Annotated in this window: 2 protein-coding genes; both read left to right on the top strand. The window is 65.6% G+C overall.

Annotated elements, in window-relative coordinates; genetic code table 11:
• Positions 1-114 precede the first annotated feature (114 nt).
• Positions 115-1,647: an IS21 family transposase gene (gene istA, locus J3P31_RS21105; protein ID WP_210530508.1), complete on the top strand. Its 1,533-nt coding sequence runs from the start codon at positions 115-117 to the stop codon at positions 1,645-1,647.
• Positions 1,637-2,416, top strand: coding sequence for an IS21-like element helper ATPase IstB (gene istB, locus J3P31_RS21100; RefSeq protein WP_210530507.1), 780 nt, complete (start codon positions 1,637-1,639; stop codon positions 2,414-2,416). Before istA ends, istB begins: the two co-directional genes overlap by 11 nt.
• The last annotated feature ends 85 nt before the right edge of the window (positions 2,417-2,501 follow it).

The raw sequence follows: 2,501 nt of genomic DNA, 5'->3' as shown, positions 1-2,501 counted from the left end.
GTGTTGATTTCGGCTGAGAGCTGACCCGGGTGGACCGGGAATTTCCACTGAGAAGTGACCCATGTTCGAACTTCCCCTGGCTGGGCATCAGCGGGGGTCGACGGAGTGATCAACATGGCATTTCTGAGCGTGATCCGACGCTGGGCGTTACGGGATCAGCTTTCGATCCGGGAGATAGCGAGGCGGACGGGGCTGTCACGGAACACGATCCGCAAGTACCTGCGGTCCGGGACGGTGGAGCCACAGTTCCGGGTTCCGGAGCGGCCGAGCAAGCTGGATCCTTTCGCGGACAAGCTGTCGGCCTGGCTGAAGACGGAGGCGGGCAAGTCCCGCAAGCAGCGGCGGACGCTGAAGCAACTTCATGCTGACCTTGTCGCCCTAGGCTATGAGGGCTCCTACGGGCGGGTCGCGGCCTTTGCGCGGACCTGGAAGGCAGAGCGCCAGCGTGAGCAGCAGACCACCGGGCGCGGGACCTTCGTGCCCTTGGCCTTTGAGCCCGGGGAGGCGTTTCAGTTCGACTGGAGCGAGGACTGGGCCAGCATCGCCGGCGAACGCACGAAGCTGCAAATGGCGCACATCAAGCTCTCGCACAGCCGGGCGTTCCTGCTCCGGGCTTACCTGCTGCAAACCCACGAGATGCTGTTTGACGCCCACTGGCACGGCTTCCGGGTCTTCGGAGGCGTGCCGCAGCGGGGCATCTATGACAACATGAAGACGGCGGTGGACCGGGTTGGGTCCGGCAAGGCGCGTCAGGTCAATGCCCGGTTCTTGGCGATGACCAGCCACTATGTCTTCGAGCCCGAGTTCTGCAATCCGGCCGCCGGATGGGAGAAGGGCCAGGTGGAGAAGAACGTGCAGGACTCCCGCCATCAGATCCTGCACCTGATGCCCGACTTTCCGACCCTGGCGGCGCTGAATGCCTGGTTGGAGCAGCGTTGTATCGAGCTGTGGAGGCAGACGCCGCATCGCACGCTTCCGGGCACCGTCGCGGAGGTCTGGGCCGAAGAAAGGGCGGCCCTGATGCCGGTGCCGCCGGCCTTTGACGGCTTTGTCGAGCAAAGCAAGCGCGTCTCGCCCACCTGCCTGATCAGCTTCGAGCGCAACCGCTACAGCGTGCCGGCCTCCTTTGCCAACCGCCCCGTCAGCCTGCGGATCTACCCCGAGCGGATCGCGGTCGCCGCCGAGGGGCAGATCGTCTGCGAGCATCCAAGGGTGATCCAGCGCTCGCATCACCTGCCGCCGCGCACGATCTACGACTGGCGGCACTACCTGGCCATCCTTCAGCGCAAGCCGGGGGCGCTCAGGAATGGCGCGCCCTTTGCCGAACTGCCCGAGCCCTTTCGGCGGCTCCAGCAGCATCTGCTCAAGCGCCCCGGCGGCGACAGGGAGATGGTGGATGTCCTGGCGCTGGTGCTCCAGCACGACGAGCAGGCTGTGCTCTGTGCGGTGGATCTGGCCCTGGACGCGGGCGTGCCCACCAAGACCCACGTGCTGAACCTGCTGCACCGGCTGGTCGACGAGCGGCCCCCGGTGACGCCTGAGGTGGACCCGCCCAGAGCTCTGGCGCTGCTCGAGGAGCCTCAGGCGAATGTCCAGCGCTATGACGGCCTGCGTGGCCAGACGCAGAGGGTGCGCCATGCGTCATGACCCCGCCAGCGGCGCCATCGTCATCATGCTCCGCAGCCTCAAGATGTTCGGCATGGCCCAGGCTGTGACCGACCTGATCGAGCAAGGGGCGCCGGCCTTCGAGGGGGCCGTGCCAATCCTGTCGCAACTACTGAAGGCCGAGATGGCCGAGCGGGAGGTGCGCTCCATCGCCTACCACATGAAGGCGGCTCGCTTCCCGGCCTACAAGGACCTCACGGGCTTCGACTTCGCCAGCAGCGAGGTCAACGAGGCCACCGTCCGCCAGCTGCACCGCTGCGAGTTCCTGGAGGGGGCACAGAACGTGGTGCTGATCGGCGGCCCGGGCACCGGCAAGACGCACCTCGCCACCGCCCTTGGGGTCCAGGCCGTCGAGCACCATCGCAAGAAGGTGCGCTTCTTCTCCACCGTGGAGCTCGTCAACACGCTCGAGCAGGAGAAGGCCAAAGGCAAAGCCGGTCAGATGGCCGAAAGCCTCGTCCGAGCTGACCTCGTGATCCTGGACGAGTTGGGCTACCTGCCGTTCAGCGCCTCTGGCGGCGCCTTGCTCTTCCATCTCCTGAGCAAGCTCTACGAGCGCACCAGCGTCGTTCTCACCACCAACCTGAGCTTCAGCGAATGGGCGGCGGTCTTCGGCGACGCCAAGATGACCACCGCGCTCCTCGACCGCCTCACCCACCGCTGCCACATCCTGGAGACCGGCAACGACAGCTTCCGCTTCAAGGCCAGCTCCGAGGCCGCACAAAAACAAGGGAGGGACCACCAGCATTGACGCACGCGTAACCCGCAGAACATAACCCTCAGGCGGGTCACTCCTCGACGAAAAACCCGGGTCAGCTCTCAGTGGAAATCAAAAC

The sequence above is a fragment of the Rubellimicrobium arenae genome (assembly GCF_017916275.1).
In the GTDB taxonomy this organism is placed as follows: domain Bacteria; phylum Pseudomonadota; class Alphaproteobacteria; order Rhodobacterales; family Rhodobacteraceae; genus Rubellimicrobium; species Rubellimicrobium arenae.
The sequence above is the reverse complement of the archived record's forward strand: the minus strand, read 5'-3'. Positions and strand labels throughout refer to the sequence as shown.